Origin of the sequence: Lactobacillus kalixensis DSM 16043 (assembly GCF_001434335.1) — a bacterium.
Lineage (GTDB): Bacteria > Bacillota > Bacilli > Lactobacillales > Lactobacillaceae > Lactobacillus > Lactobacillus kalixensis.
Window position 1 is genome coordinate 71,387 of sequence record NZ_AZFM01000002.1, and the last position, 23,488, is coordinate 94,874.

General features: G+C 36.6%; 27 protein-coding genes and 2 tRNA genes. 8 read left to right on the forward strand and 21 right to left on the reverse strand.

All coding sequences use genetic code 11. The features are described from left to right. The first annotated feature begins 214 nt into the window (after positions 1 to 214). The 6 genes from rpsD (at position 215) to FC46_RS01120 (ending at position 5,024) form a co-directional block, all read left to right on the forward strand. Positions 215 to 826 carry a 30S ribosomal protein S4 gene (gene rpsD / locus FC46_RS01095; RefSeq protein ID WP_057797203.1) on the forward strand — a complete coding sequence of 204 codons (612 nt, stop codon included), beginning with the start codon at positions 215 to 217 and terminating at the stop codon, positions 824 to 826. A gap of 84 nt (positions 827 to 910) precedes the next feature. Further along, the gene (locus tag FC46_RS01100; RefSeq protein WP_057797204.1) at positions 911 to 1,384 is read left to right on the forward strand and encodes a YueI family protein; all 474 of its coding nucleotides are present in this window, start codon (positions 911 to 913) and stop codon (positions 1,382 to 1,384) included. After that, entirely contained in the window at positions 1,384 to 2,688 is a 1,305-nt protein-coding gene (locus tag FC46_RS01105) for a replication-associated recombination protein A (protein ID WP_057797205.1), read from the forward strand. Before FC46_RS01100 ends, FC46_RS01105 begins: the two co-directional genes overlap by 1 nt. A gap of 321 nt (positions 2,689 to 3,009) precedes the next feature. Next, a complete protein-coding gene (locus FC46_RS01110) occupies positions 3,010 to 3,291 on the forward strand; it encodes a hypothetical protein (protein WP_057797206.1) in 282 nt (93 codons plus the stop codon). Between the two features lie 47 nt (positions 3,292 to 3,338). Continuing rightward, positions 3,339 to 3,803, forward strand: a complete 465-nt coding sequence (locus tag FC46_RS01115; protein ID WP_057797207.1) for a universal stress protein — start codon at positions 3,339 to 3,341, stop codon at positions 3,801 to 3,803. Positions 3,804 to 4,037: 234 nt separating this feature from the next. Then, complete coding sequence (locus FC46_RS01120) at positions 4,038 to 5,024, forward strand: YeiH family protein (RefSeq protein WP_236702284.1); 987 nt, start codon at positions 4,038 to 4,040, stop codon at positions 5,022 to 5,024. Positions 5,025 to 5,099: 75 nt separating this feature from the next. Here the strand turns inward: FC46_RS01120 and FC46_RS01125 are convergent, their stop codons facing one another. The 18 genes from FC46_RS01125 to FC46_RS01205 form a co-directional block, all read right to left on the reverse strand. Further along, positions 5,100 to 6,293, reverse strand: a complete 1,194-nt coding sequence (locus FC46_RS01125; RefSeq protein ID WP_057797209.1) for an FtsW/RodA/SpoVE family cell cycle protein — start codon at positions 6,291 to 6,293, stop codon at positions 5,100 to 5,102. Positions 6,294 to 6,311: 18 nt separating this feature from the next. Further along, positions 6,312 to 6,539 (reverse strand): DUF2969 domain-containing protein, encoded by a 228-nt coding sequence (locus tag FC46_RS01130; RefSeq protein WP_057797210.1) that lies wholly within the window; start codon positions 6,537 to 6,539, stop codon positions 6,312 to 6,314. A gap of 12 nt (positions 6,540 to 6,551) precedes the next feature. Next, on the reverse strand, positions 6,552 to 6,842 hold the full coding sequence (gene yidD / locus FC46_RS09990; protein ID WP_083477998.1) for a membrane protein insertion efficiency factor YidD: 291 nt from the start codon (positions 6,840 to 6,842) through the stop codon (positions 6,552 to 6,554). A 14-nt stretch (positions 6,843 to 6,856) separates the two neighbouring features. After that, positions 6,857 to 7,846 (reverse strand): rod shape-determining protein, encoded by a 990-nt coding sequence (gene mreB / locus FC46_RS01135; RefSeq protein WP_057797211.1) that lies wholly within the window; start codon positions 7,844 to 7,846, stop codon positions 6,857 to 6,859. An 83-nt stretch (positions 7,847 to 7,929) separates the two neighbouring features. Then, a complete protein-coding gene (locus tag FC46_RS01140) occupies positions 7,930 to 8,160 on the reverse strand; it encodes a DUF1146 family protein (protein ID WP_057797212.1) in 231 nt (76 codons plus the stop codon). A 62-nt stretch (positions 8,161 to 8,222) separates the two neighbouring features. After that, the gene (locus FC46_RS01145; RefSeq protein WP_057797213.1) at positions 8,223 to 8,660 is read right to left on the reverse strand and encodes a F0F1 ATP synthase subunit epsilon; all 438 of its coding nucleotides are present in this window, start codon (positions 8,658 to 8,660) and stop codon (positions 8,223 to 8,225) included. A gap of 11 nt (positions 8,661 to 8,671) precedes the next feature. Beyond that, positions 8,672 to 10,111 (reverse strand): F0F1 ATP synthase subunit beta, encoded by a 1,440-nt coding sequence (gene atpD / locus FC46_RS01150; RefSeq protein ID WP_057797214.1) that lies wholly within the window; start codon positions 10,109 to 10,111, stop codon positions 8,672 to 8,674. A 22-nt stretch (positions 10,112 to 10,133) separates the two neighbouring features. Then, positions 10,134 to 11,099: a F0F1 ATP synthase subunit gamma gene (locus FC46_RS01155; protein WP_057797215.1), complete on the reverse strand. Its 966-nt coding sequence runs from the start codon at positions 11,097 to 11,099 to the stop codon at positions 10,134 to 10,136. Between the two features lie 10 nt (positions 11,100 to 11,109). Further along, positions 11,110 to 12,621, reverse strand: coding sequence for a F0F1 ATP synthase subunit alpha (gene atpA / locus FC46_RS01160; RefSeq protein WP_057797216.1), 1,512 nt, complete (start codon positions 12,619 to 12,621; stop codon positions 11,110 to 11,112). 14 nt (positions 12,622 to 12,635) lie between these two features. Beyond that, on the reverse strand, positions 12,636 to 13,184 hold the full coding sequence (locus FC46_RS01165) for a F0F1 ATP synthase subunit delta (RefSeq protein WP_057797217.1): 549 nt from the start codon (positions 13,182 to 13,184) through the stop codon (positions 12,636 to 12,638). After that, on the reverse strand, positions 13,184 to 13,693 hold the full coding sequence (gene atpF / locus FC46_RS01170; protein ID WP_057797218.1) for a F0F1 ATP synthase subunit B: 510 nt from the start codon (positions 13,691 to 13,693) through the stop codon (positions 13,184 to 13,186). Before atpF ends, FC46_RS01165 begins: the two co-directional genes overlap by 1 nt. A 45-nt stretch (positions 13,694 to 13,738) precedes the next feature. Next, positions 13,739 to 13,951 carry a F0F1 ATP synthase subunit C gene (atpE, locus tag FC46_RS01175; RefSeq protein ID WP_057797219.1) on the reverse strand — a complete coding sequence of 71 codons (213 nt, stop codon included), beginning with the start codon at positions 13,949 to 13,951 and terminating at the stop codon, positions 13,739 to 13,741. Between the two features lie 16 nt (positions 13,952 to 13,967). Then, positions 13,968 to 14,681, reverse strand: a complete 714-nt coding sequence (atpB, locus tag FC46_RS01180; RefSeq protein WP_057797220.1) for a F0F1 ATP synthase subunit A — start codon at positions 14,679 to 14,681, stop codon at positions 13,968 to 13,970. A 121-nt stretch (positions 14,682 to 14,802) separates the two neighbouring features. Next, complete coding sequence (gene upp, locus FC46_RS01185; RefSeq protein WP_057797221.1) at positions 14,803 to 15,432, reverse strand: uracil phosphoribosyltransferase; 630 nt, start codon at positions 15,430 to 15,432, stop codon at positions 14,803 to 14,805. An 85-nt stretch (positions 15,433 to 15,517) separates the two neighbouring features. Next, positions 15,518 to 16,519 carry an L-threonylcarbamoyladenylate synthase gene (locus tag FC46_RS01190; RefSeq protein ID WP_057797222.1) on the reverse strand — a complete coding sequence of 334 codons (1,002 nt, stop codon included), beginning with the start codon at positions 16,517 to 16,519 and terminating at the stop codon, positions 15,518 to 15,520. Between the two features lie 2 nt (positions 16,520 to 16,521). Continuing rightward, positions 16,522 to 17,364, reverse strand: a complete 843-nt coding sequence (gene prmC / locus FC46_RS01195) for a peptide chain release factor N(5)-glutamine methyltransferase (protein ID WP_057797223.1) — start codon at positions 17,362 to 17,364, stop codon at positions 16,522 to 16,524. After that, the gene (prfA, locus tag FC46_RS01200; protein WP_057797224.1) at positions 17,357 to 18,445 is read right to left on the reverse strand and encodes a peptide chain release factor 1; all 1,089 of its coding nucleotides are present in this window, start codon (positions 18,443 to 18,445) and stop codon (positions 17,357 to 17,359) included. Before prfA ends, prmC begins: the two co-directional genes overlap by 8 nt. 26 nt (positions 18,446 to 18,471) lie before the next feature. Continuing rightward, positions 18,472 to 19,071 carry a thymidine kinase gene (locus FC46_RS01205; RefSeq protein ID WP_057797225.1) on the reverse strand — a complete coding sequence of 200 codons (600 nt, stop codon included), beginning with the start codon at positions 19,069 to 19,071 and terminating at the stop codon, positions 18,472 to 18,474. A gap of 143 nt (positions 19,072 to 19,214) precedes the next feature. Between FC46_RS01205 and FC46_RS01210 the strand changes: the two genes are divergently transcribed. Beyond that, the gene (locus FC46_RS01210) at positions 19,215 to 20,567 is read left to right on the forward strand and encodes a Mur ligase family protein (RefSeq protein WP_057797226.1); all 1,353 of its coding nucleotides are present in this window, start codon (positions 19,215 to 19,217) and stop codon (positions 20,565 to 20,567) included. A 72-nt stretch (positions 20,568 to 20,639) separates the two neighbouring features. Here FC46_RS01210 and FC46_RS01215 read toward each other — a convergent pair. Together FC46_RS01215 and FC46_RS01220 are read right to left on the reverse strand one after the other, a co-directional pair. After that, positions 20,640 to 20,712, reverse strand: a tRNA-Gln gene (locus FC46_RS01215). 5 nt (positions 20,713 to 20,717) lie between these two features. Then, positions 20,718 to 20,789, reverse strand: a tRNA-Glu gene (locus FC46_RS01220). Positions 20,790 to 20,879: 90 nt separating this feature from the next. Between FC46_RS01220 and FC46_RS01225 the strand changes: the two genes are divergently transcribed. Then, positions 20,880 to 21,890, forward strand: a complete 1,011-nt coding sequence (locus tag FC46_RS01225) for a serine hydrolase domain-containing protein (protein WP_057797227.1) — start codon at positions 20,880 to 20,882, stop codon at positions 21,888 to 21,890. Between the two features lie 73 nt (positions 21,891 to 21,963). Here FC46_RS01225 and FC46_RS01230 read toward each other — a convergent pair whose 3' ends face one another. Next, positions 21,964 to 23,316: a DHA2 family efflux MFS transporter permease subunit gene (locus FC46_RS01230; RefSeq protein WP_057797243.1), complete on the reverse strand. Its 1,353-nt coding sequence runs from the start codon at positions 23,314 to 23,316 to the stop codon at positions 21,964 to 21,966. Positions 23,317 to 23,488 lie beyond the last annotated feature (172 nt).

Sequence of the window (23,488 nt, forward strand, 5' to 3'; positions counted from 1 at the left end):
TCTTGATTTCTTTTAAGAAGGCTTATATAATAGTCATCGTGTAAAATATTTGCAGCTATAAGTGACAAGAACGTCAACATCTTGATACGCTATCTGAGTGAACTAGTAACCCACGCTGCAACGGGCGAAAATGAAAATCAAGATGCACGAATGTTGAACTTATTTGTAATATTTTACTCCAAAATAATTATTAGATTTTATTGGAGGATTTTTTATGTCAAGATATACAGGTCCAAGTTGGAAGCGTTCAAGAAGATTGGGTATTTCTCTTTCAGGTACTGGTAAGGAAATTGCTCGTCGTAACTATGCTCCAGGTCAACACGGTCCTAACGCACGCGGTCGTTTGTCAGAATACGGTGAACAATTGCACGAAAAGCAAAAGTTACGTTGGATGTACGGCTTAAACGAACGTCAATTTAGAACTATGTTTAAGCGCGCTGGTAAGATCCGTGAAGGTCAACACGGTACTAACTTCATGATCTTGCTTGAACGTCGTTTGGACAACGTTGTTTACCGTCTTGGTTTAGCTACTACTAGAGAACAAGCAAGACAATTGGTAAACCACGGTCACATCACTGTTGATGGTAAACGCGTTGACATTCCTTCATACGAAGTAGATGTTAACCAAGTTATTGGTTTGAAGGAAAAGTCAAAGAACTTGCAACAAGTTAAGGATGCCCTTGATGCTGTAACTGCACGTCCATCATACGTTACCTTTGATGATAACAAGATGGAAGGTAGCCTTGTTCGTTTACCAGAACGTGACGAAATGGATCCTAACGTTAACGAAGCTCTTGTTGTTGAATGGTACAACAAGTTACTTTAATTTTTACGTTACCTTCAAAGAGAGAACCTTTCCTTTTCGGGAAAGGTTTTTTTCTTGCTATAATTTACTCACGAGGTAATAAATATGACTGAAGATTTAAGCAAACGAGTTGAACAGGCAGCTCAAGGAGTTACTCCTCAAACTAAACCTGACGAAAGAAGACGTTTTTTAGGTTCTTTAAGAGAACGAGTTTTAGTCAGAATGACTAACTCGGAAGTTCAAAATCCTAATTTAACTAAATTATTTTTGCAACACATTGACGACTACAAGAACTATACAATTTTAATTAATGGTAATGTATCAGATAACAATTTTTTAGATAAAGTTGAAGGACTATGTAGTAAAAAAGGAATTGAATTTACCATAGTAAACAATGAAACTGCCAAAACTGGTCTAGACGATAGTGCGGTTTTAGTTGTTTCAAAAACTGCGATTAACAAACCGAGAGTTGAAATTGGACAAGTTTATCCACCTGAAATGCCAAAAACTGAGCTTCCCTCTTCTGAACATAAAAAAACAAGTTTTTGGCAACGTCTATTCCATGGAGCAAACAAATAATGAAGCCATTAGCATATCGAATGCGACCTAAAAATCTTGATCAAGTTGTGGGACAACAGCATCTAATTGGTCCTGGTAAGATTATTCGACGAATGGTTGAAGCAAAACTACTCTCCTCAATGATCTTATATGGTCCACCTGGAATTGGAAAGACAAGTATCGCCAGCGCAATTGCCGGATCAACTAAATATGCTTTTAGAATGCTTAATGCTGCTACTGATAGTAAAAAACAGCTTCAGCAAGTAGCTGAAGAAGGCAAAATGAGTGGGACTGTCATTTTACTTTTAGATGAAATTCACAGACTAGACAAGACTAAACAAGATTTTTTACTGCCGCTCCTTGAAAGTGGACAAATTATTTTGATTGGGGCTACTACTGAGAATCCATATATCTCTATCTCCCCCGCCATTCGTTCAAGATGTCAGATTTTTGAACTCCATCCACTATCTGAAGAAGATGCTGAAATGGCGATCGATCGAGCTTTAACTGATGAAGAAAATGGTCTGGGAAAATACCACGTTTCTTTAGAGCAAGACGCAAAGAAACTTTTGATTGAAAAAGGAAACGGTGACCTTCGCTCCACTTTAAACGGCCTCGAATTGGCAGTTTTATCAACTAAACAAGAATTAATTGATCAAGGTAAAGATGCAGCTTCATTTACAATTACTCAAGAAGAAATGGCTAATTCAATTCAAATGAAAAGCCAAAATTTCGATGCTGATGGCGATGGCCACTATGATTTAGTTTCTGCGTTTCAAAAATCTATTCGTGGCTCCGATGTCGATGCTGCGCTTCACTATTTAGCAAGATTAGTCGAATCTGGTGATTTGATTTCAATTTGTAGAAGATTAAGTGTAATTGCCTATGAAGATATTAGTTTAGCCAATCCCGCTGCTTGTCAACATGCCTTTAATGCTATTCAAGCTGCTCAGCAGTTAGGCTTTCCAGAAGCTAGAATTCCTTTGGCAAACGCAGTGATTGAATTAGCGCTCTCACCTAAAAGTAATAGCGCAATTATGGCAATTGATTCAGCATTAGATGATGTTAGAAATAAGAAAATTGGTAGTATTCCAAATGATTTAAAGGATGCTCACTACAAAGGTGCAGCTAAATTGGGGCACGGTAACCACTATATCTACCCACATGACTTTCAAGGTGATTGGGTTGCTCAACAATACTTACCCGATAATCTTCAAGGGGTCCAATATTTCACTCCCAAAGGTAATTCTAAGATTGAAAAAGCACTCAAAAACCAATACGAGATTTTGCGCAAATTGCAAACTGATGGACTAAAAGGTCACTAATACCAAGCATTTCAAATTCTTGACAAGAAATATAGATTTGCGTATTATAATAAGTGATCTGAGTTGATCGACAAGCTTAAATGTATAAAGTTGACCGATCAAACTATAAGACGTGGTGGCTGGTAAGTAACTACCGAATCGGAATACTGATCTACTTCAGGATCCATATTCGCTGCGATACTGGCTGAATTTTTGAACATTGCGGGTTCAACAAGCGTCATTATGCTATGTTCAGTCAACTCAGATTTCTTTAGAAATTAATAGAGACGGTCTAATGGACCGTCTTTTTTATTTTAATCTAGCTAAATTGGAGTTTTTTAAATGATTGTAACTATCGCAATGCTCATATATATTTTGCTACTGTTATTAACCGCTTGGTATATGTGGCACAGAAGAAATGGAACTTTTATTATCTTCGATATTGGCGGCAATCCAGAACTTGCTACCATTCTCAAATGGACTGCTATTGCCCTCTTATGTGAAAGTGTTTTAGGAGCAGTACTTCTTTTCTTAGGAAATAAGTATTTGAATTTGATTACTATTTCTCTATCATGTATTACCCTTTTAATTTTTAGCTTATTGTTTAATCAAAAGAATTTATAACATCAGTAAAAATTTGGTAAAATATAAGCAGGAAGAGGTGCTTATAAATGCTTACACAATATCAAAACATTCAAGTTTCAGTTGACGGATCTAAAGAAGCTGACTTAGCATTTAGCAAAGCAGTTGCAATTGCTAAAAGAAATGGCGCTAAGTTAGAGATATTACACGTAGTCGATACTCGTTCTTTCCAAAATGTTTCAAGTTTTGATTCAGCAATGGTTGAACAAGTATCTGAAGATGCTAAAAAGCGCATGGAAGAGTACTATCAACGCGCTCAAAAAGCTGGTATCAAAGATGTTCACTACTCAATTGAATTTGGTTCTCCAAAGACAATTATCGCTCACGAATTTCCAAAGCAACACAACATTGACTTAATTGTTGTAGGTGCTACTGGTCTAAATGCAGTTGAAAGATTATTAATTGGTAGTGTTACCGAATATGTAACAAGAACTGCAAATTGTGATATCTTAGTTTGCCGCACTAAAGAAGTTGAAGATGCTTTGTCTGATTAATCAATTTAATAATTATTATTTACCCACTTCAGTGATTCTGAAGTGGTTTTTTATATATTTCTTTAACTTTCTATAGTTTTTGTTAAGTGTTTTAATATAGTATTTGATCCTTATCACATTGTGATATTATTAACAATGTCAATAACAGAGTACAAGTTTCAAGTAGAAAAAATTTTTTTGGAGGGTCAAAACTTGACTATTGTTAAAACTAAGTCATTCTGGTTGGCTGCTGTAATGACTTTAATTTGTTCTATTACTGGGATTTTCTTAGCTAAGCTTCCCTACTTTAATATTATTGGAGCTTTAGTTCTTGCGCTTTTACTTGGAATTGGAATGCAGCTCACTCCTTCACAAATTCAGGCTGAAGCTAAAAGTGGGATGGGTCTTATTTCAAATAAATTCTTACGATTTGGGATCATTCTACTCGGTTTTCGTCTCAATCTTGAACAATTAGCCGCTGCAGGTGTTAAAACGATTCTAGTCGCAGCTGTCGCTGTTTCAAGCACATTATTGTTAACATATTGGTTAAGCCGTAAATTTGGCGCAGAAGATGAATTAGCCGTATTAACTGCATGTGGCTCTAGTATCTGTGGCGCTGCTGCTGTAATGGGAGTTTCTCCTCAATTAGAGTCCGAGGATGAAGAACGTAAGCGCGAAAATGAAGTACTTGCAGTTGCCGTAGTTTGTGTAATGGGTACCGTCTTTACTTTATTAGAAATTGCATTAAAACCTGTCTTAGGCCTCAGTGATTCACAATTCGGTATTGTTGCTGGCGGATCGTTACACGAAATTGCTCACGCTGTTGCTGCCGGTGGTGCCTTTGGTGACATTAGTTTGGACAGTGCTTTAATCATGAAGCTTTCTCGAGTAATATTACTTGCTCCAGTAGCTCTAATTATCGGTTACTTGTATCAAAAAAGATTGATTAAAGAAAGTGTTGCAGAACATACTAGCAAGCCTAAAAAGTTACCAATTCCTTGGTTCCTAGGTGGTTTTATCTTAACAAGTGTTTTGGGAACTTTTTTACCACTCTCACCCATCTTCTTAGACAGCTTAGTTCAAGCAGCTTATGTTTTTTTAGGAATGGCGATGGCTGCTTTGGGTATATCAGTTAACTTCAAAGTTATTTTTAAACGTGGTGGAGCAGTCTTTGGTGCTGCAGCAATCAGCTCAACATTCTTATTAATTCTAATGATTATCATGAGTAAATTATTCTTTTAAATAAGATAATGAGCTAGAATTATTACTTAATTTTAGGTAGAAAAAAAGTCTGGAAAATTTCCAGACTTTTTTATTTTAGAAGTCACCAGCAGTACTAAACATATAGTCCTTATTATGGAACTTCATTGATAATATCATGCCTATTCCAATCATATTTCCAATCAGTGCTGAACCACCTTGAGAAATAAATGGTAATGGAATACCAGTCAATGGTAAAAGGTCAATACTCATACCAATATTTTCAAAAACGTGGAAAAGAATCATCATAATAACACCTGTAGAAATGTAAGAATAAAACGCATTCCCAGTGTCAAAAGTAATTTTGACCATTTGAATGATCAAATACAAATAAATTAAGATAACTGCAACACTTCCGACAAATCCAAAAGTTTCACCGATAACCGAGTAAACCATGTCAGAGCCACGAACAGGCACATAAACACTAATCTTACCGAAACCATTACCAAAAATCTGTCCAGATCCAATCGCTTGCATACTTTGCCACAACTGATATGCACTATCAGAAGTTCCACTTGAAGGATATAACCAAGAGTTAATTCGATCAAACTGATATGCCTTGAAAAAATGACTTAATAATTGTCGCCCTTCTGAAGTAGTAACCAGTAAGATAACTACAGTACCTAGAATTGCAACTATCGCAAACATCGGTATAATAATCTTCCAAGAAATTCCTGAAACAAGTACAACACCACCTACGATAGCGAAGAAAACTAGCATAGTACCGAAGTCGTTTTGTAATTTCAAAAGAATTGCAATTGGAGCAAGCCAAGCAATAATCTTGCCCAGAAGTAACCAATCGTTTCTGATCGTGTGATCATACTTTTGATTATGATCATGTACCACTCTTGCCAACATTAAAATAAATGCCGGCTTCATAATTTCAGAAGGCTGGAAAGTTAACGGTCCTAATTTAAACCAACTTTTTGCTCCTGTACTAGCAGCTGTATTTCTATCATATAAAAATAAAACTGCAATCAGTAAGAAAATTCCTAAACCATAGACATAAGGTGCAATTCTAAATAATTGATCTGCATCAAATTGCATTACAAAAATTACAATACCAATTGAAATTAAATACCAAACTAATTGCATAACAGTCGCTCTTACAGGCGATCCCATACTATTAGTATCATTCGTTGCTGCAACATAAATTGAATATAATCCAATAATTGCTAACAATGCCACTGGTATAATAATATTCCATGCAATTCGATCAAAAATACTTGTCTTATTTTCTACTTTGACCATTAATTAATCACAACTCGCTTATTTTTCGTGTAAAGCGAAGTAAGAAAGCAAATCATTAATGCTGCTTTCTAAACTCTTAGCGAACAAAATGTTACTAGTTTTAGTTGTAGTAGCACGATAGCGTCCTTCAACTTTTTCAATCAAACCGATTGATTTCTTATTAGGAATAATTACTTCCCAAGTTGGTACGCTCTTGCCTTTGAGTTCATTTACTTCGATATCAATATTTTCGATTTTTTTTGACATTTTTTCTCCTACTTATTTATCCGGATGAAATTTTTTTGCGATAATCGGATCCTCATATTTCTCAGGGTGCGGATTTCTAAAGATCGTAAAATTATCTGGAACTGGATCTACTCCTCCACGAATAAATGGATTACACCTAATTATTCGACTTATCCCCATGATCAATCCTAGGACCGGACCATGCTTTTTTAATGCATCGATCATATAGTTAGAGCAAGTTGGATAATAACGACAACTTGGCGGAAACAATGGTGAAATGCATATTTGATATATTCGAACAAAAAAGATTAAAATTTTTCGCACCGTAATTCATACCCTTAGTGACGTTGATGCTTTTCAATATTCTTAAGTAAAGTACCAGTTCCTAAAGCAACTGCTTCTAGTGGGTGATCAGCTGTTAAAACAGGGACTTGCAAATGGTAAGAAATTAATTTATCTATATTCTTGAGTAAAGCCCCACCACCTGTAAGCATAATTCCGCGATCAATAATATCTGCAGAAAGTTCAGGAGGAGTGGTTTCAAGAACTTCCTTAGTAGCTGCAACAATTGACATCAGACCATCTTGTAGAGCTTCTTGAATTTCAACAGCATTCACCGTAGTTTGCTTAGGTAAACCATCAACAACATCTCGACCACGAACTGTGATTGTTTCATCTTTATCAGGTTCAAAAGCACTACCAATTTGAATTTTAATATCTTCAGCAGTTCTTGAACCAATCAATAAATTATGTTTATTCTTAATGTATGAAACAACAGCTTGATTCATACGATCACCTGCAAACCGAAGTGATTGTGATGTAACTATTTCACCCATTGAAAGGACTGCGATATCAGTAGTACCACCACCAATATCAATAACCATATTGCCTTGAGGCTTGAAAATATCAAGACCTGCACCAACAGCAGCTACCTTTGGCTCAAAATCAAGATATACCTTGCCACCACCTGATTTTTCAGCTGCTTGAATAATTGCCTTTTGTTCAATTGATGTAACACCAGTAGGTGCACAAATTAAAATATTTGGCTTTGACATGAAGCCTTTTACATTTAATTTTTCAATAAAGTAGGACAACATCTTTTCTGTAACATCAAAGTCTGCAATTACACCATTTTTCAAAGGTCTAATGACTCTAATATTACCAGGTGTTCTACCTACCATCTTGTATGCTTCCGTCCCAACTGCTACGACCTTGTTAGTTGAAGTATTAACAGCTACGACTGAAGGTTCATTTAAAACGATTCCTTTTCCTGAGACATTAATTAATACATTTGCTGTCCCTAAGTCAATTCCAATATCTCTTGCCACAATAAGCCCTCCATAATTATTCAAACTACATTTTACCATAAATAAGCAGGTCTTGCCCTAAGAGACAATGTTTTTAGTATTCCTTAAAAGAAATTACTTAATTGAATCGAAGTATCAATGAAATTGATGACAAAACTAGCTACTAAATACCCTAAAGCAATCGCCATAAAAATCAAGAGGACTTGTGCTTCAAAAGTTCTCCCTTTTCGCAAAAATTTTTCGACATTTAAGGCTTTAACCGCTTGAAAAGATAGTCCGATACTAATCAAATAGATAATGATACTAATAACTGCATGTACGCCTAATTGAAACATTTTTTCCTTTCTTCGCAAAAAGCGAACGCATCCACATGCGTTCGCTTTTTACTTTGCTTTTATTACTTTATAGTGTTGTAAACATTAATTCGGTTCACAGCACGTCTTAAAGCAACTTGAGCTCTTTCAAGTGATTGTTGATCTTTCTTTTGACGAGCTTCTTTAATATTCTTTTCAGCACGCTCTTTTGCTGCTTCAGCACGGGAAACATCAATATTGCGGGCTCTTTCAGCACTGTCAGCAATAATAGTTGCGACATTGTTTGAAAACTCGATGTAACCACCATTCACCGCAATATGATCAACTTCGTTTGACATCTCACGACTTCGTTTAACCTTTACATCAGCAATTGCTAATGGAGTTAAAATCGGTGCGTGATTATACATAATTTCCCGTCGACCATCAACAGCACGCATATCAATAATGCTACTACGGTGTGAATATACTAATCCATCTGGAGTTACAACATTTACTTTAAAAAGTTTTTCTGGATCTGCCATCGGACATCACCTTACTTTTCTAGTAATGCTTTTGCTTCTGGATCACTTGGAGTAACTCCCATCTCTTGTGCCTTCTTCAAGACATCTTCAATAGGACCTACGCCACGGAAAGCGTCTTCTGGAAGATCGTCAAAGTGACCATCCAAAATAAGCTTAAAGCCTTTAATCGTTTCCTTAATTGGAACGTATGAACCAGGTACACCAGTAAACGTTTCAGCAACGAAGAAGTTTTGTGATAAGAAAAATTGAACTTTACGTGCACGTGCAACAATCAATTTTTCTTCATCAGAAAGTTCATCCATACCCAAAACTGAAATAATATCTTGCAATTCGTGGTAACGTTGTAAAACGTGTTGAACTCTAGTTGCTACTTCGTAGTGTTCTTGACCAACAACTTCTGGGTCTAATGCACTTGAAGTAGATTCAAGTGGATCAACTGCTGGATAAATACCTTGTTCAACTAAGCTACGTTCCAAGTTAGTAGTAGCATCCAAGTGAGCAAAAGTAGTAGCTGGAGCTGGGTCTGTATAATCATCGGCAGGAACATAAACGGCTTGAATTGAAGTGATTGAACCCTTCTTAGTTGAAGTAATTCTTTCTTGCAATTGTCCCATTTCTGTTGCCAAAGTTGGTTGATAACCTACGGCACTTGGCATACGACCAAGCAATGCGGAAACTTCTGAACCAGCCTGAGTAAATCTGAAGATGTTGTCAATAAAGAGCAAAACGTCTTGACCTTCAACATCTCTGAAATATTCAGCTAAGGTAAGTCCAGTTAAAGCAACACGCATTCTGGCACCAGGTGGCTCATTCATCTGACCAAACACCATGGCAGTTTTACTTAAAACGCCTGAAGCCTTCATTTCGAAGTAAAGGTCATTACCTTCACGAGTTCTTTCACCAACACCAGTAAATACGGAAATACCACCATGTTCTTGGGCAATGTTGTGAATCAATTCTTGAATAATAGTAGTCTTACCAACACCGGCACCACCAAACAAACCAACTTTACCACCACGCACGTATGGTTCAAGCAAGTCGATAACCTTGATACCAGTTTCAAGAATTTCACGGCTAGTAGTTAATTCATCGTATTTTGGAGCTTCCTTGTGGATACCTTCACGAGGGTGATCCTTAGGAAATTCTGGACCATTATCAATAGGTTGGCCTAAAACGTTAAATACACGACCTAATGTGTCATCACCAACTGGAACTGAAATTGGACCACCGGTATCTTCAACTTTCATACCACGTTGAAGACCGTCGGTAGATTCCATTGAGATGGTTCTTAAGACACCGTCACCAAGCTCAAGTGTAACTTCAAGAACGATTGATTCGTCTTCTGATTTGATTACACGAAGAGCATTATTAATATCAGGTAGGTCTTTATCAAGTGGGAATTTAACGTCAACAACTGGTCCAATTACTTGAACGATTTCACCTTCACTCAAAACATCTACCTCCTTTTCTCAATTATTCTAAGGCATTCGCACCACTAATAATTTCAGTAATTTCAGTGGTGATTTGTGCCTGTCTTGCACGGTTTAACTTTGTAGTTAAATTCGATACCAAATCATTCGCATTATCTGTTGCACTCTGCATCGCAGTCATCGAACTGGCATGCTCTGCAGTCTTTGCATCCAAAATTGCACCGTAAATAGTTGAACGGGCATATTGTGGAAGCAAACTTCTTAAAACAGTGTTAATGTCTGGCTTAATTTCATATTCTAATCTTTGATGTGCTTCTGCTTCTTTAACACCAATATCTAAATCTACAATTGGAAGCATTTTTTCAACTCTAAATGCAGAAGACAAGGAGTTAACATGGTGAGTATAACAAACATAAAGTTCATCGAAGACACCATTTAAATACATTTTAATTGCAGTTGAAACAATAGGTAAAACTTCTTGGAAAGTAGGTACATCAGATATACCTGCATTTTCATAAACAACATTTAAGTTATTTTTCTTGAAGAATTGTGCACCAACTGAACCAACAGCTAAGATTTTTACATCTTTGTTTTCCGCTTTAGAATCTTCAAACAAACTCATCATATTCTTGATGACTTGACTATTGTATGAACCAACCAAACCACGGTCTCCTGTTATTACCAAGTAACCAGTTGATTTGATTTCTTTTCTATGTTGGATCATGTCACTAGTAATGCCTAGATCAAAAACATTTTCATAATCGATCATGTCAATGCTAGTTCCACCACCAATAGTTGCGTTTTCGTCACGAAGATGATCTACAACCCCGGAACTGATTAAGCGAGACAAAGTTTCTCTAATTTTATCATTATAGATAGTGTAGCCTTTATCACGTTTTTCAGTTTGAGATAATTTGGAAGCAGAAACCATTCTCATAGCTTCAGTAATCTTCCCAGTTTGCTTGACAGAAGCAATCTTTTTCTTCAACTCAAGTAAAGATGCAGGCATAATCTACCTCCTAATTCTTACTTGGTGAAAAACTATCGTTAAATTCCTCAATTGCAGCTTGCAATTTCTTTTCGTCTGGTAATTCACCAGTTTTACGAATATGTTCTAACAAGTCTGCATGACTACTATCAAAGTTGTCGTAGATTTCTTGTTCATAACGAGCAATATCTTCAACAGGAATTGAATCAAGATAGCCGTGAACCAATGCATAAAGAATCAACACTTGTTTTTCAACAGGAATCGGATCATGAAGTGGCTGTTTCAAAACTTCAACAGTTCTACGACCACGGTTCAATTTAGCTTGAGTGGCTTGATCCAAATCACTACCAAATTGTGCGAAACTTTCAAGTTCACGATATGCAGCAAGGTCTGTACGTAAAGTACCAGCTACTTTCTTCATAGCTTTGATCTGCGCACTACCACCAACACGAGAAACTGAGTTACCAGCGTCAATAGCTGGACGAGTTCCGGCAAAGAATAAATCACTTTGCAAGAAAATCTGACCATCGGTAATAGAAATTACGTTGGTTGGAATATATGCTGAAATATCCCCTGCTTCAGTCTGAATAAATGGTAAAGCGGTCATAGATCCACCGCCCAGTTTGTCACTTAACTTAGCACTTCTTTCAAGCAAACGTGAGTGTAAGTAGAAGACATCACCTGGGTAAGCTTCACGACCAGGTGGACGACGAAGAAGTAAGGAAAGTTCACGGTAAGCAACGGCTTGCTTGGATAGATCATCAAAGACGATCAATACATCTTGGCCATTGTACATAAATTCCTCACCCATCGCAGTACCAGCATATGGTGCAATATAAAGCATTGGAGCTGGTTCACTTGGACCTGCTTCGACGACAATGGTGTAATCCATTGCTCCGAATTTCTTTAAAGTTTCAACTTGAGTTCTAACGGTTGACTCTTTTTGACCAATAGAAACGTAAATACAAATTACGTTTTTACCCTTTTGGTTCAAAATGGTGTCAATTGCCAAACTAGTTTTACCAGTTTTACGGTCACCGATAATCAATTCACGCTGACCACGACCTATTGGTACCAAAGCGTCGATTGCCTTAATACCGGTTTGAAGTGGCTGGTCAACAGATTGACGGTCCATAACGCCGGGAGCCTGAGCTTCAATAGGACGGGTTTTATCAGTCTTAATTTCGCCCAAACCATCAACTGGTTGTCCCAAAGGGTTAACAACTCTACCAATTAGGGCATCACCAACAGGAACTTGCATGATTCGACCGGTTCTTTTAACTCGGTCACCTTCACGGATGTTATCAAAACTACCCAAAATAATGATACCTACATCAGTAGATTCAAGGTTTTGAGCGATACCGTAAGAACCATTTCCAAATTCCAACAACTCATTAGCTAAAACATTGTTCAGTCCGTGAGCTCTGGCGATACCATCACCAACGTAAGTTACAACACCGACTTCGTCGATATCGAGCTTATCATCATAATTTTCAAGTTGCTTCTTGATTAAAGAGCTAATTTCTTCCGCTTTAATGCTCAATGGTTTCACCTCTTTTAATCTTCATCAACTAATTGCGCACGGATCTTTTTAAGTCGGTTTTTCACCGAACCATCGATCACGAGATCTTGGACTTCCAAGATCACGCCGCCTAAAATACTTGGATCAACTTGATTCTCAAGACGCACTTCGTTTAAGTCATATTTTTTCGCAAAACTTTCACTTAAACGCTTAAGCTGATCATCATCTAGTTTAACTGCAGTAGTTGCAACTCCGGATGCGATCGACTTTTTTTGGTCATAAAGATGATCATAATAATCAATTATATCTACTAAATACTCAAATCTATTGTATTCGAGCAATAAATTTAAGAAAGACTGAACTTCTTTTGAAAAAACTTTTGAAATTTCAGCCAAAGCAGCTTCTTTTTCTTTAGTATTCATAATTGGATCACTCAGCATATTAAGAATTGAAGGGGTTGTCTTAACAGCCTTTTTTAATTCGTTCAATTCTTCTGCAACTGAATCAATCACATTCATGTCCTGCGCATAGTCGAATAATGCAGTGCCGTAGCGTGCAGCTAATTCTTCTCTACTTAAAGCCATTAATCATTCAGCCCCTTAATAAATTGGTCGACTAAATCTTTTTGGTCTTCAGCAGACAAGTTCTTTGCAATTACCTTTTCAGCAATCGCTACAGAAATATCTGCAACTTGTCCACGAGCATCATTAATTGCATCTGCCTTTGCCTTTTTGGCTTCAGCGTCAGCTTTCTTTCTAATCGATGCTGCTTCGTCGTTAGCATCTGCAACTATTTGACTGCTTGTCTTTTGCGCATTTGCTTTTGCGTCGGAGAGAATTTGAGTTGCCTCTTGTCTTGAATTCTTCAATGCAGCTTCACGTTCATTGGCTAAAATTTCAGCCTTTTTACGATTGCTTTCTGCAGAATCCAAATCATCGATTATTTTTTGCCGCCTTTTTTCCATCATTTCGGAAACTGGTCCCCAAGCATAATGCTTAATTAAAAGCATTAAGATGGTAAAGACAATCAAATACCAAATGGTATTACCTAAATAGATATGACTTGAGGCTGCAAATAATGTTTGAAATGTCATTTACTGCCCTTCTCTCTTCGTTAACCTAATCTTTCAAATTGAAAATTAAAGGAAGAGGATAAGGAATGCAATAACGATAGACAGAATTGGAACAGCTTCGATCAAACCAACCCCGATAAACATTGTTGCTCGTAAATTACCGGCACTTTCAGGTTGACGAGCCATACATTCGATAGTCTTTGAAATAACCTTACCGTTACCGTAGGAAGCAGCGAGGGCTGCTAAACCAGCTGCAATTGATGCTGCTAAATATTTCATAAAAAACCTCCAAAAATTATTCTGTTGTAACTTTCTTACCAATGTAAACCATAGATAAAGTTACAAATACATATGCCTGGATAGAGCCAATGAAGACAGAGAAACCTTGCCAGACCATGGCTAATGGAGCTACTAAAACTAATGTAAAGATGCCGCCGCTATGTGCTAAACGATCACCTAACAAAGTTAATAGAACTTCACCAGCATAAATATTCCCATATAAACGCAATGCCAATGTTAAGAAATTAGTAAACTCTTCAATAAGATTAATTGGTAAGAGAAAACCAACTGGGGCTGTATAATTCTTTAAATAGCCACCTACACCAAACTTTTGCACTCCGAATGTGAATGATAGAAGCAAGGTCATCATTGCAAATGCCATTGTTGCTACAGGATCGGCGGTTGGTGATTTTACAAACATGAAATCGCCGATTTTAACTTCAAGGAACATACCTAATTGGTTCATACACCAAATGAATAGGAATAAGACAAACGCATAAAGTGATAAGTGCTTTTGCGCATCTTCATCTTCAACGTTATCTCTTACAATTCCGTTGGTGAAATCAAGCAAATATTCAAGCAAATTCTGTTTCTTGTTTGGTTTCATTTCGACCTTGCGAGAAAGCCAAATACATAGAAACAAAACAGCTGCTGCCATCAAGGTTGAGCCAATCATACCTTCAAGGTCAAAGTTTAATCCCATGAAATTGAATACATATGATCTCTCCATTACTTCGTGACCTCCCTTCTCGTGCTGAAGTAAAACTCGAACACGTCTACAATCTTAACACCAAAAAATAATTTTGTGAAAATTGTAAGCGGATTTTTCAAGAAAAAAGTGTAAATGAATTTTACTTAGTACCGAAGATACGGTCACCAGCATCCCCTAAACCAGGGAAGATATAGCCGTTATCAAGTAATTTTTCATCTTCTGCTGCGGCATAAATATCTACATCTGGGTTAACTTCTTGAACTGCCTTAACACCTTCTGGTGCAGCAACCAAAACGGCTAACTTAATTTCCTTTACACCGCGCTTCTTCAAAGCTGCAATGGCATCGTTAGCAGAACCACCTGTTGCGAGCATTGGGTCAACAACCAAGCATTCACGTTCTGCAACGTCCTTTGGCATTTTGCAGAAGTATTCATGTGGTTGAAGAGTTTCTTCATCACGATACATACCGATAACACCAACTTTTGCTGATGGTACCATTTCAAGTACACCGTTAAGCATACCCATACCTGCACGCAAAATTGGAACGATTGTTAATTTCTTACCGGCGATTTCCTTTTGAACACTTTTACCCATTGGAGTTTCGATTTCGACATCTTCCAAAGGTAAATCTCTAGTGATTTCATAGGTCATCAAACCACCGATTTCACCAACAATACGGCGGAATTCATTAGAACCCGTATCCTTGCGGCGAATAATTGTTAATTTGTGTTGAATCAATGGGTGATCCAAAACTACAAATTTTCCCATAGTGCTACTGCCTCCTAAAATTAATTAAAGTAACATCATTATTATTTTATCAAAAAAGCAAAAGGTTTAAACCTTTTGCTCGTTTTTATTTATTAAAATGATGTCCGCCTGCTGCTTTATTTAACCTATTCATGTAAGCGAGGCTTTCTTCTCCTTGATCAAAACCTTGAACAAAGATTTGATTAATGCCGGTTTTATCGTCAAAATAGCGCAATCCGCCAAACAAATTATGATCAGCATCGATTAAATTTTCACCCAAATTAAATTTATTCTTTTCAGGTAAATTAATTTTTGCAAGTTCATCTTTAAGCGCCATTACCCCCATTGAATCATTGAAATTAATTTTTGCAAAATCTTCTGGATGATCAACTACAACAACGGGGGCACTTGGTGCATAGTGCCGGTATTTCATCCCTGGTGCCTTAGGAATTGAACTATCAGAAACTTTACCAGTGTTAATCAAAACTTTTTCACCTAAAACTTCGCTTAATTCTTCTGGTGTAATTTCACCAGGACGCAAAACGATCGGTTGATCAACAGACAAATCGATAATTGTAGATTCAAGACCTACTCTAGTTTCTCCGCCATCAATAATACCGGAAATTTTACCCTTTAAATCATGATAAACATGTTCAGCCGTAGTAGGACTTGGCTTAGTTGAAGTATTAGCAGAAGGGCCAACAATTGGGTAGCCAAGTTTCTTAATTAAATCGTGAGTTAATTTGTCATCTGGACATCTAAAAGCAACTGTATCTAAGCCCCCAGTAACTGCTTCTGGTAAAGTGCCTGGCTTGACATATAACAAAATTGTTAAAGGACCTGGCCAGAAGTGTTTAATTAACTTTTCTGCTCTTTCAGGTACTTCTTTGGCGTATTTACGCATCATATTTTCATCTGAAACAGTCACAATTAAAGGATTATCACTTGGACGCCCTTTTGCGGCATAAACACCCTTAACAGATTTTTCCTTAGTTGCAATTGCACCCAATCCATAAACAGTTTCAGTTGGAAAAGCAACTAATTCTCCTTTAGCTAACAAAGAAACAGCTTCATCTAATTGATCTTTTTTAAAAATCTTAGTTTCCATTGCTATTTTTGCCACCTTCCATGAACCATTCTTGGCTTACCTGCCATATCTCTTTTAAATTCAATTTCAAAATCTGGCAATTCTTTATTAAATAATTCACGTAACTCATTTTCTTCACTAAAGCCGAATTCCATGAAAAATTCACCGTGACTATTTAAATGATCACGGATTTGTTTGGCAAATTTTCGGTAAAAAGCGAGTCCATCTTCACCGCCAAATAAAGCTGTTTCAGGTTCATTTTGTAGAACGCTTTTGTCCATATCTTTTTTCTCAGACGGCTTAATATAAGGTGGATTAGAAATAATCTTGTCAAATTTAGCTAAGCCTAATAAAACATTAGCTTTCCGAACGCGAGCATCAACTTCATAAGTTAGCAAATTTTCTTCCGCAATCCTCAATGCGGTATCACTAACATCTGAAATAGTCAGATTTAAATCTTTAATTTGCTTTTTTTCAGCTTCTTTTGCTAAAGCAACCATGATGCAGCCAGAGCCTGTACCAAGATCTAGAACTTGATCTCCGTCTTTTAAGTTATCTAAAGCCCATTCAACCAATTCTTCAGTTTCAAAGCGTGGAATTAAGACGCCGCGCTGAACCATAATTTTGTAACCCAAAAACCAAGCATACCCCAAAATATATTGTGGTGATACTCCTTTAGCTATTTTTTTAATATCTTTTTGAGCTTGTTTAACTTGTTCATCGGTCAAAATTAAATCTTGCTTTAATTCAAATTGACTAGGCGTTAATTCCAAGCGCTCTGCTAATAAATAGTCAATATCTTCAGGACGAGCATCTTTCGCAGTTTCGCCAGCTTTAATTCTAATTTCTTTTAAAGTTTTAGGCATTTTGATCTGCCAACTCCTCTAGTTGCTTAGTTTGATTATAAAGAATCAATGCATCAATTATTTCGTCAAGCTCACCATTCATAACACGGTCAAGCTTGTTAAGAGTTAAACCAATACGGTGGTCAGTAACTCTGTTTTGTGGGTAATTATACGTTCTAATTCTTTCTGAACGATCTCCCGTACCAACGGCATTCTTTCTTTCAGCATCATATTGATCACGATTTTGGCTTTCATAATAATCATAAACACGTGATTTCAAAATTCTCATTGCTTTTTCACGGTTTTGCTGTTGACTACGTTGATCCTGCATTGCAACTACAATGCCAGTTGGTAAGTGAGTCATACGAACGGCACTAGAGGTCTTGTTAATGTGCTGACCACCAGCACCAGATGAACGGTAAACGTCAACACGAATATCCTTTGGATCAAGATCAATATCTACTTGTTCGTATTCTGGCATTACTGCAACAGTAGCAGTTGAAGTGTGGACACGACCTTGAGATTCAGTTACTGGAATTCTTTGAACACGGTGGGCACCGTTTTCGTACTTCAATTTTGAATAAACTTTTTCTCCAGTGATCATAATAGCAACACGCTTGTAGCCACCAACTTCAGTAGCTTCAGAATCGATCATTTCTACTTGCCAACCTTGTCTTTCTGCGTATTTTTCGTACATTCTAAGAAGGTCACCGGCAAATAGTGAAGCTTCATCCCCACCTGCAGCACCACGGATTTCCATGATAATGTCTTTATCATCATTAGGGTCTTTTGGAAGCATCAAAATTTTGATTTCTTCTTCAAGCTTAGGAATTTCGGCTTCTAATTCATTATTTTCTTCTTTAGCCATTTCAATCAAATCAGAATCGGTTTCATTAGAAATAATTTCTTGATTGTCTTGAATTTCTTTTTTATTTTCCTTGTACTTCTTGTATTTTTGCACTACTTCACGCAAATCTGCTTCTTCTTTTGAGATTTCCATGTAACGCTTAGTGTCATTAATAACTTCTGGATCGGCCATCATTTCTTGAAGCTCTTCATAGTGAGCAACAAGGCCTTCCAATTGCGCCATAACATTATCCATAAATCAATTGACTCCTTTTTTCTAAATTATCTCTGTTGATTAGGGTGAAAATAATGGAAACGACAAACTGGATAGTAACTCTCATCTCCACCAATTTGAACTTGTTCACCTTCGTAAACGGGTTTTCCATCGCAAACACGCAAATTCATTGTTGCCTTATGACCACAATAATGACAGATTGTTTTCATTTCTTCAATCTTATCAGCATAAATCAATAAATTCTCACTACCTTCAAACAAATGATTTTGAAAATCATTCTTCAGTCCAAAGGTCATGACTGGAATATCTAATTCATCAACAATTCGCGCACATTCTAACACATGATGTTTTTTCAAAAACTGTGCTTCATCAATTAAAACACACGCAATCTTCCCATCACCTTTTTCCAAATCTTTTTGACTATTTTCTTTAACATAATCAAATAGATTCATTTCATCGGTTACTGGAACTGCATCACGATGTAAACCAATTCTTGAAGCAACAGTCCCGATGCCACTACGATCATCAAGACTACTAGTCATTAAAGCAATTTTACGTCCTTGTGCGTCATAATTGTGTGCAACTTTAAGAATTTCGATTGATTTTCCACTGCTCATTGCACCATATCTAAAAAATAACTGTGCCATTGCGACTCCCCTTTAATAAAATATCCGTTTAATAGTATAGATGAAAAATGATTTTTATGCATTTAAACCGGCGTAAAAATCTCGTTTTAAATCTCGCTATATGCTATAGTAAAAAATAGTTTTGTATGTAGTGAGGGATTGAAATGAATTTAAAATCAGGAATGGCTAAATTTGCTGGAAAATCTTCTTATTGGTTTTTACACAATGTTTTAAAAGGTGGAACCAGTTTTCCTGGTAAATTAGCAATGAAAATTGATCCAAAGGTACTTAATTCTTTAGCCAAAGGCTATGAGACAATTATTGTAACAGGTACTAATGGTAAAACAATGACAACTGCATTAATTGTAGAAGCATTGAAGAAAAAATACGGGGATATTTTAACAAACCCTTCTGGATCTAATATGCAACAAGGGATCGTCACTGCCTTTTTAGCACATAAACACAAAAAAGTAGAACGTAAGATTGCTGTTTTGGAAGTTGATGAAGCTAATGTAAAAATGGTTACTGAATTGCTTCACCCTTCTGCATTTGTTTTAACTAATATTTTTCGTGATCAGATGGATCGTTATGGTGAAATTTATACCACTTATGAAAAAATCGTCAACGGGATTAAGTTAGAACCAAAGGCTAAAATTATTGCTAACGGTGATGCCAGCATTTTCTCGTCTGTTGACTTGCCTAATCCAAAAACTTATTTTGGTTTTAAACTTCCAGATGATCTTGAAAAAAACGACTTTAAAGCTCCAGTAAATACTGATGGCGTGCTTTGTCCTAAATGTGATCATATTCTTCATTACCACGAACGCGTCTACGCTAACTTAGGAGACTTCTTCTGCCCTAATTGTGGCTATCACCGTCCAGAATTAACTTATACGGTTAATAAAATAATTGAACAGACTCCAAATAATTTGAAGTTCCAGATGGGTGATAAAGATTACGCAATTAATATCGGCGGTACTTACAATATTTACAATGCCCTGGCAGCTTATTCTGTCGCTCGTGAATTTGGTTTAAGTGATGAAGAAGTTGCTCAAGCTTTCGCTGAAAATAAGCGGATTTTTGGCCGACAAGAAATGATCCATTATGGTGACAAAGAAATTGATTTGATTTTGGTCAAAAATCCTGTCGGTTTGGATGAAGTTTTGCATATGCTTAATACTGAAAAAGATGACTACTCTTTAGTCACCCTCTTAAATGCTAACCATGCTGACGGAATTGATACATCCTGGATTTGGGACGCTGATTACGAAGGTCTTAATAAATCAAAGATTAAGAAAGTAATCGTAGGCGGTCAGCGTTGGCACGATATGGGATTTAGACTTGAGATTGCTGGTTTTGAACCAGGTTCACTATTAACTAATCCTGATGATGACAGCTTAATTGAAGAAATTAAGAAATTACCGACTAAGAAGGTTTATATTTTATCAACTTATACTGCAATGCTTGCCCTTCGCAAGACCATGGCAGAAAAGAAGATCATTAAAGCTGGTATGTAAAAATTATTAATAGCAATAAAAAAGACGCGCTTTATCAAAAATTGATTAGCGCGTCTTTTAATTAACCTAAAATTGGGATATTGGGGCTCGAACCCAAACATCCAGGAACCAGAATCCTGTGCCTTACCAATTTGGCTATATCCCACTAAATCACCCGTACGAGAATTGAACTCGTAACTCCACCTTGAGAGGGTGGCGTCTTAACCATTTGACCAACGGGCAAATTCAACAATGATAATTATGCTTGTTTAAACTAGCGTTGTCAAGTTCTTTTATCTATAATAGTGATTAGTTTTAATGAGGATGATGAACATGATAGATTATTTTGAGACGCAACATTTGATTGAATCTATGGTTTCAGAGCGCGTGGTTCCAGGCATTAATTATGCCTTTTTAAAAAAAGATCAGGTATTTTCTTCAACCGTGGGTTTTGCCAGTATATATCCAGAAGTTTCTCAACTTAGCCCGTTTGCACAATATGATTTAGCTAGTTTAACTAAAGTATTAGCTACTGAAAACGTTTTGCTAAAATTATATGATCAAGGAAAAATCAACTTTACAGAACCACTACATCAGTTTATTCCCGAATTTAAAGATGAGCGCATTCGACTCTACCACCTCCTAACTCATACAAGTGGGATTCGCGGCTGGATTGATCATCGCGATGAATTAAATCATGATGAACTACTTGATGCAATTATTCACCTACCAGTTACCAACGAATTTGAACACAAAATGCGTTATGCTGATACAAATTTTATTTTACTTGGACAAGTTGTTAAAAAAATATTTCATGAATCAGTTCAAGAAATTGCAGTTAAAGAAGTCTTTGATCCAATGGACTTAACTGAAACCACTTTTCATCCCGAAATAGATAATTGTATTCCAACGGCTTTAGTCGACGGCAAGGTCTTAAAAGGCATACCTCATGATCCTAAAGCAAGACAACTTGGGAGTGATTGCGGTTCTGCCGGTCTTTTTTCAACCATGGAAGATCTGATCAAATTTAGTCGTGGTTATCTAGGACTTGATAAAACAATCTTGCCTTTTAGTCAAAGCACTGTGACTCTGCTCTTTGACAATAAAAATCCTTCCGGTGTTAAACCGCGCTCTTGGGGTTGGGATTTGCGGTTTGATCCCAAAATGCATTATCCAATCATCCTACATACTGGCTTTACTGGAACATTAATCATTTTGGATCGACTAAAACAAACTGGACTTATTCTATTAACCAATCGCATCCATCCAACTGGACACAATCAAATTTTTCTTACTATGCGTGAAAAAATCATCCAAAGTTTTGTTAAAGAAAACGCAAAATAACAAACAAAAAAAAGACGACTGTTACTCTCTTCAGTCGTCTTTTATTTCTCACATTTCATCCATTCAACTTATATTATAAGCTATTTTTACGATTTACGTCTACTTTTTCTAAACTAAACATTCGCCAGTAACTATACAAAATAACGATACCTAAAGCAAAGGTAAAGCAGAATGCCGCTTGGCTACCCTCTGCAGTTAAAAATGAATATGAGTATCCACCTTTATTTTGCCAAATAGCCATGATTGAAGCTAAAATCGTTGTTCCCATTGATCCTGCTAATTGCTGGCTAGTTTGACAAACAGCCGTTGCATCAGCATGTAAACTACCTGTTTGAATTTTAAGTGCTTCAGCCAAGGTGTTACTAAAAGCCATACGGTGTCCTAACATAAGAAGACCATAAAATACCATAATCATCATTGTAGTCAAATTCAATCCGTAAATTGCCAATAATAAGCTGCCAAGAGCCATTAAAATGCCGCCTAAATACAAAGGTAATTTTGCTCCCTTGGAATCATAAAGACGACCAAAAAATGGATTTAATAAACCAGCAATTATACTACCTGGAAGAAGTAAGAAACCAGCCACCAAAGATGTTTGATGACCTACAATTTGAGCATAGTTTGGCAATACAAAACTTGTACCGATATTAATAAATTGTAATAAAAAGTATGATACAGCGCCAAAAATAAAAGCTTTTTGTTTAAAAACAGCTAAATCTAACAACTTTTTATCTGATCTTTTTGACAAAAAGACAAATAAAACAAACAAGACAATCGCTGCAATCAAGAGCACCCATAAAAGAAGGTCTCCGATTCCATTACTGATTTGGTTAACGCCTACGGTTAAACAAACAAACGCTCCTGAAAGAGTCAAAAAGCTCAAATAATCAAAACCATTATGCTTTTGTTCATGATATTGGCCAATAACAAAAATTCCACAAACAAACACGAGCAAAGCGAGCAAGGATACGATGATAAATATCCACCGCCAGTTCATATAGTAGTTAATTAAACCACCAAACGCTGGGCCTATGGTCGGTGCCATCGCTACTACTAAGCCAGCAATTCCCATATAAAAGCCCCACTTTTTTCTCGGCATAATTTCTACAACCAAATTAAACATTAATGGTGTGCTCAAGCCCGCTCCTAAAGCTGAAATTAATCGACCAATTAGTAAAATTGGAAAATTAGGAGCGAATGCACTGATCATGCTGCCAACAATAAAGCCAAGACAAGCCCAAATAAATAACTGTTTTGCAGTGAAACGCTCGTTTAAATATGACGAACAAATCATGATGATCGCGATCATTAATAAATAACCAGTTGTAGTCCACTGCACAACATTTAAGCTAACTCTAAATTGCGTCATCATTGTTGGAAAAGTGACATTTAAACTTGTTTCTGTCAAAATCCCCACAAATGACATAAAAGCAGCTGCTAAAACAGCTAAAATATTTTTAGTAGTGTTCTCTTCTTTCAAAAAAATCTCCCCTCAAATTTCGCAAAATAAAAGAGTAGAAGTTCAATTAACTCCTACCCTTTCTTTAATCAGCTAGCTGATTATATTAAAACGTATACTATCAAATATACTGAGTATG